Origin of the sequence: Thermobifida fusca NBRC 14071 = JCM 3263 (assembly GCF_001592045.1) — a bacterium.
Taxonomy (GTDB): Bacteria; Actinomycetota; Actinomycetes; order Streptosporangiales; family Streptosporangiaceae; genus Thermobifida; species Thermobifida fusca.
On record NZ_BCWB01000076.1, the window covers coordinates 1 to 5,446 of the forward strand.

At 65.9% G+C, this 5,446-nt stretch carries 7 protein-coding genes; all 7 read right to left on the reverse strand.

Going from position 1 to position 5,446, the window contains the following annotated elements; all coding sequences use genetic code 11:
• Nucleotides 1-553: NTF2-like N-terminal transpeptidase domain-containing protein (locus TF1_RS15555; RefSeq protein ID WP_276525623.1), on the reverse strand; the 553-nt coding region annotated here is incomplete at its 3' end.
• A 12-nt stretch (nt 554-565) separates the two neighbouring features.
• A complete protein-coding gene (smpB, locus tag TF1_RS15560) occupies nt 566-1,048 on the reverse strand; it encodes an SsrA-binding protein SmpB (protein ID WP_011292899.1) in 483 nt (160 codons plus the stop codon).
• A gap of 41 nt (nt 1,049-1,089) precedes the next feature.
• Complete coding sequence (gene ftsX / locus TF1_RS15565) at nt 1,090-1,998, reverse strand: permease-like cell division protein FtsX (protein WP_011292900.1); 909 nt, start codon at nt 1,996-1,998, stop codon at nt 1,090-1,092.
• Between the two features lie 118 nt (nt 1,999-2,116).
• Nucleotides 2,117-2,806, reverse strand: a complete 690-nt coding sequence (gene ftsE, locus TF1_RS15570; RefSeq protein ID WP_011292901.1) for a cell division ATP-binding protein FtsE — start codon at nt 2,804-2,806, stop codon at nt 2,117-2,119.
• A gap of 341 nt (nt 2,807-3,147) precedes the next feature.
• On the reverse strand, nt 3,148-4,275 hold the full coding sequence (prfB, locus tag TF1_RS15575) for a peptide chain release factor 2 (protein ID WP_011292902.1): 1,128 nt from the start codon (nt 4,273-4,275) through the stop codon (nt 3,148-3,150).
• Nucleotides 4,276-4,350: 75 nt separating this feature from the next.
• Nucleotides 4,351-5,190, reverse strand: coding sequence for a tetratricopeptide repeat protein (locus tag TF1_RS15580; RefSeq protein ID WP_011292903.1), 840 nt, complete (start codon nt 5,188-5,190; stop codon nt 4,351-4,353).
• A 98-nt stretch (nt 5,191-5,288) separates the two neighbouring features.
• On the reverse strand, nt 5,289-5,446 hold a 158-nt coding region (locus TF1_RS16665), incomplete at its 5' end, for a hypothetical protein (protein ID WP_169803328.1).

A 5,446-nucleotide genomic window follows, 5' to 3' on the forward strand; every position in this document is an offset into this window, starting at 1 on the left:
CCTCGGTCATGTCCGCCATCGCGGCGGGACGCACCCCGAACGCGGTGACTTCGGTCTCCTCGACGAGGGGTTCGCCGTTGCGGTCGTAGATCTGGCCGCGGTCTGGGACATCGTAGGTGACCGCGAGCCGCTCCCCCTCCCCCAGCTCCGGGTGGATCACCGCAGGCGACCAGTCGATCACCCAGCCCGAGTCCGTGCGCGTCAACGGGATCGTCCCCGTGTAGCGCCACACCGGATCGCCGATACCGAGGTCGGCCTCGGCCCCGAAACCGGCCGTCGCCGTGTCCCCGTCCATCTCGATCGGGCGAAGGCTCAACCGCAGCGCCGCCAGGTCAAGCTGGTTGTGCGCTTGACGGAGCGCCTCAGCGACCTCGGCGACGTCACCGTTGGTGACCTGTGCTGCGGCCTCGTAGTCGCCTTCCTGCCAGTTCAGCAGAAAGCTACGGACGGCGACCTCAGGGCTTGGCTCCGCCGCGCAGGCCGCAGTGGCCGTGACCAGAAGGGCGCCCGTGGTCGCGGCAAGGAATCGACGGAGGCTGTTTCGGGGGGGCAACCTGCTGTCCTTTCAACGCCGCCGACGCAGAGCTCTTTCCATTTCGCGCTTAGCCTCGCGTTCGGCGATGTCGTGGCGTTTGTCGTACTCGCGCTTGCCTCGGGCCAGAGCGATCTCGACCTTGGCCCGGCCGTTCCGGAAGTAGAGCGACAGCGGGACCAGCGTGCGGCCCGCCTCGCGGGTCTTCGCGTCCAGCTTCGCGATCTCCTCCCGGTGCAACAGGAGCTTACGCGGGCGACGCGGAGCGTGGTTCGTCCACGTCCCCATCGTGTACTCGGGGATGTGCACGTTGTGCAGCCAGACCTCGCCGTTCTTGATCTGGGCGAAACCGTCGACCAGGGAGGCACGGCCGGCACGCAGCGACTTCACCTCGGTACCGGTCAGCACCAGACCGGCCTCATAGGTGTCTTCGATGTGGTAGTCGTGCCGGGCGCGCCGGTTCTGCGCGATGGTCTTCGGTCCCTGCCCCTTGTCCTGTTTTTTCTTCCGTGCCATGTGTGCTCGCTCCTCGCCAGGCTGGCCGCCTCATCAGAGCCTCAGACGCGCAGGTACCGCCGCAGCGTCAGGAAAGAGGCGATCGCACAGAGCAGCACACCCAGGATGATGGACATTCCGATAACGGAGAGCAGTGCCCCCGTGCTGAGCCGGACTCCGGAGTAGAACCAGTCCTGGATCTTGTCCAGCAGGACATACCTGGCTGCGACGATGAAGCCTGAAGCGATGATACCGCCGATGAGACCGCAGATCGCGCCCTCGAGAAGGAACGGGAGCTGGATGTAGAAGTTGGAGGCTCCCACCAGGCGCATGATTCCGGTCTCCCGGCGGCGGCTGTAGGCCGACAGGCGGATCGTGTTGCCGATCAGCAGCGCGGCAGCGGCGAGCTGGACGATAGCGAAGGTCAGTGCCGCCCACTTGAGGACGTCGAACAGTTCGAAGAACCGGTCGAGCACGTCTTTGTCGTTGGAGACCATGTCGACGCCGGCCCGGTTCCGGAAGCTCTCCTGGACCTTCTCGTACTGCGAGGGGTCGACCAGTTGGACCCGGAAGTTGTCGGGGATGTCGCCTTCCTGCGTGGCTTCGACGAGGGCCTGCTGGTTGGCGAAGCGGTTCTGGAAGTCCTCCCACGCCTGGGCCTGGTCGACGTACTCGACACTGGCGACCTCGGGCATGGATTCCAGGTCCGCTTGGATCGCGGCGCGGTCCTCATCGGTCGCGGGCCCGTTCTCGACGCAGTGGCTGCTGGGTGAGCTCTCGGTGCACAGGTAGATCGTGATCGAAATCCGCTGGTCCCAATACCCGCGCATTGCGCTGACTTGCTGGTTGATCAGCATGCCAGCACCGAAGAGGGCCAGCGAAATGGCGACCGTGGTGATGACCGCGATGGTCATCGTCAGGTTGCGCCGTAGGCCGATCCAGATCTCAGAGAGTACGAACTGTGCGCGCATGATGTGTCAAAGGTCCATCCTTGTTGGGCTCCGCGCCACTGGGTAGGCGTACCACGAGAGCCGCTGGGCGGGGTTCCGCTGAAGGCTCCACGAGCCCGGGATTCACGAAAAGCGGGACCTAGTACGCCTGGCCGTAGACGCCACGCGACTGGTCACGGATGACCTCGCCGTCCTCGAGCTCAATGACCCGCTTGCGCATCGAGTCGACGATGGCAGCGTCATGGGTGGCCATGACGACAGTAGTTCCGGTCCGGTTGATTCGGTCGAGCACCTTCATAATGCCGATCGAGGTCGCAGGGTCGATGTTCCCTGTCGGCTCGTCAGCGAGAAGGATCTGCGGACGGTTGACGAATGCCCGAGCAATCGCCACTCGCTGCTGTTCACCACCGGAGAGTTCGCTGGGCATGCGGTCGCCCTTGCCTTCGAGGCCGACCAGTTCGACGACCTCGGGGACAACCTTGCGGATGAACCGACGCGGCTTTCCGATGACCTCCAACGCGAACGCCACGTTCTCGTAGACGTTCTTGTTGGGCAGCAGCCGGAAGTCCTGGAATACGCAGCCGATGCGACGCCGCAGGTGCGGAACCTTCCAGTTCGACAGCCGTGAGAGGTCCTTACCCGCGACGTGGACCCGACCTTTGGTCGGTTTCTCCTCTTTGAGGATGAGACGGAGGAACGTGGACTTACCCGATCCCGAAGGGCCGACGAGGAAGACGAACTCCCCCTTCTGAACGTCGATGGAAACGTTGTTCAGCGCGGGACGTTTCTGGGTCGGGTAGACCTTGGTGACGTTTTCAAACTGGATCACGGGCGCATCACAAGGGTCTCGAAGTTAGGGCCCACAGCGGTGGGTCCGCTCAAGGCAGTACCGCGGCCACAGGGCCAGACGACAGTCTAGGGGGAAAGCGACCCGGAATGTCCGGGTTCACTTTGAACCGCGGAACGTGCGGCGCCGCTGTTCGCTCCCCGGCACCGACAGTGTCTTCCCTTCCCGGGCCTCACAGCGGACTCGGGAGTAACACTAGTCAGCTACCAAGAGCATAGAGGGATCGTCAAGCGGTGATAACGTTCACATATACACGACTTTCCGAGCCGCGGCGGGCGTTTCCGCGAATCCGCCGAGGCTCTGCTCGTGCACCGGCGGCACAGTTATCCCGCTTTCTTCTGCTCGTCCCTCTCCCGGCTCCGCAGCCAGCGGATCCCAGCGTTGATGAACTCGTCGATCTCTCCGTCGAGGACAGCGCTGGTGTTCCCGGTCTCCACCCCGGTGCGGATGTCTTTGACGCTCTGGTAGGGGTGGAGCACGTAGTTGCGCATCTGGGTTCCCCACGCCCGCGCGGACTCACCGCGGAGCGCGGCGAGCTCGGCCTCCTCCTCCTGGCGTTTGCGTTCCAGCAGCTTGGCCTGGAGGATCGACATCGCGGTAGCGCGGTTTTGCAACTGGGAGCGTTCGTTCTGGCAGGAGACCACGATCCCGGTCGGCAGGTGGGTGATCCGCACCGCCGAGTCGGTGGTGTTGACGCCCTGGCCGCCGGGCCCTGAAGAGCGGTACACGTCGATCCGCAGTTCGCTTTCGTCAATCTCAATGTGGTCGCTCTGCTCGACGACCGGGACCACATCGACTCCGGCGAACGAGGTCTGACGGCGGCTCTGGTTGTCGAACGGCGAGATCCGCACCAGGCGGTGCGTACCGTGCTCGCCGCGCAGCATGCCGTAGGCGTAGGGCGCCTTGACCACGAACGTCGTGGACTTGATGCCGGCTTCCTCAGCGTAGGAGGTCTCGTAGATCTCCGTCGGGTAGCCGTGGCGCTCCGCCCAGCGGAGGTACATCCGCTGCAGCATCTGCGTCCAGTCTGCCGCGTCGACCCCACCCGCCTGAGCGTTGATGCTGATCAGTGCTTCACGCTCGTCGTAGGGGCCCGATAGCAGGGTGCGCACCTCAAGATCGCTGATGTCCTTGCGCAGCGCGGCCAGCTCCCTGCGGGCCTCGGCAAGGGTTTCGGCGTCGTTCTCTGCCGCCGCGAGCTCGAAGAGCACACCGAGGTCATCGATCCGGCTGCGGATGTTCTCGACCTTGGAGACTTCCGACTCCAAAAAGGAGAGCCGCCGCGTGACCTTCTGCGCATTGGCCTGGTCGTTCCACAGCTCGGGATCGGCTGACTGCTCCCGCAGCTGCTCAATTTCCGTGCGCTTGGCGTCGAGGTCCAGTACGGCCTCGATGTTCTCCAGCGTGGATGTGAGTTCCTTGATCTGCTCTGCGGGGTCTAGTTCTGCCACACTGCCAAGTCTAAACGGCGCCCGCTGCCTTCTCGCCCACTCAGTTTTCTTCTGCCCGGGAAACGCACAGCAGCGTCACAGCCCGTGGTGGACGCGGAGCTGTTCCACTTTCCGGCACACCTCGGCGACCTCGGGGTGGTCGCGTTCGGCTTCGCCCAGCCCGCGCAGTCTGGCCACGGCAAGGACCGCATCGGAGATGCGGCCGAGCCGCAACTGGGCTTCGATCGCTGTCACGAGCGGCAGCGGCCCGTGCGACGCTTTCCAGTGGGAGAGCACGAGGGAGATGCACTCCGTGTCGTGCCCTTGGGCGGCCAGGGCGCGGGCGGCCCGCCGCAGCGGCTCGCCGTGGCGGGCTCCCCGGGTGCAGGCGGCAGTGAACAGTTCCAGGGCCGAGTCCAGTTCGCCCCGGTGCAGGGCGCGCTCGCCCAGCATCAGCGTGGCGCGCCAACTGCGCGGTGCCTGCTCGGCAAGCCACGCGTCGGCCTGCTCGGCTCCGTGCTGCCTGGCGTGGTACCGCCACCCCCACACAAGGGCTTCCCGGTGGTCGGGGTCGCAGCGCAGCGCGTTCGCCAGCGCGGTGGCGACGTCCCTGGTGCTGCCCCGGCGCTCCGCCAGCGGGACGAGGGCGAACCATGTGTCGGCGTGCCCGCCGCGGCCTTTGATGTGCCGGATGAGTTCCCGTTCGGCTTCGTCGTGCCGGCCGCAGGCGCGCAGTGCCAGCGCGTAGAGCACCATGCCCCGGTCCAGGTCGGGGTCGAGTTCCCGCACCCGCTGCGCGGCGGGCAGCACTTCGGGGCCGAACCCTTCGTGGAGTGCGCTGCGGACGAGGTCCCGGAGGCGGTCGACATCGTTCCAGACGTGGTCGACGGCTTCGAGCAGCGCGTCGACGCTCGGGCGTTCGGTGTTCGGCTGCACACCGCCATGACACCAACTCCGGGCTGGCAGCGCCAACCCCCGCAGCGTGCGGGCCGGGGCCGCTGCTGCGGTCCCGGCCCGCGTCTGCTCAGGTCAGCTCAGATACTGGAGGCCACCAGCGACCGGATCGATCGCACCGCCACCGAGAGGGTGGACAGGTCGAAGCGCTCCGTCTCCCAGATCTCCGAGAGCAGTTCGGTGGCCCGCCGCACCGCGGCGCGGTTCTGCTCAGTCCAGTGGGCGCGGAGTTCGTCCG

Coding starts and splice junctions, on each gene's coding strand:
- ftsX (WP_011292900.1), bottom strand. CDS start 1,998: ATGCGCGCACAGTTCGTACTCTCTGAGATCTGGATCGGCCTACGGCGC.
- smpB (WP_011292899.1), bottom strand. CDS start 1,048: ATGGCACGGAAGAAAAAACAGGACAAGGGGCAGGGACCGAAGACCATC.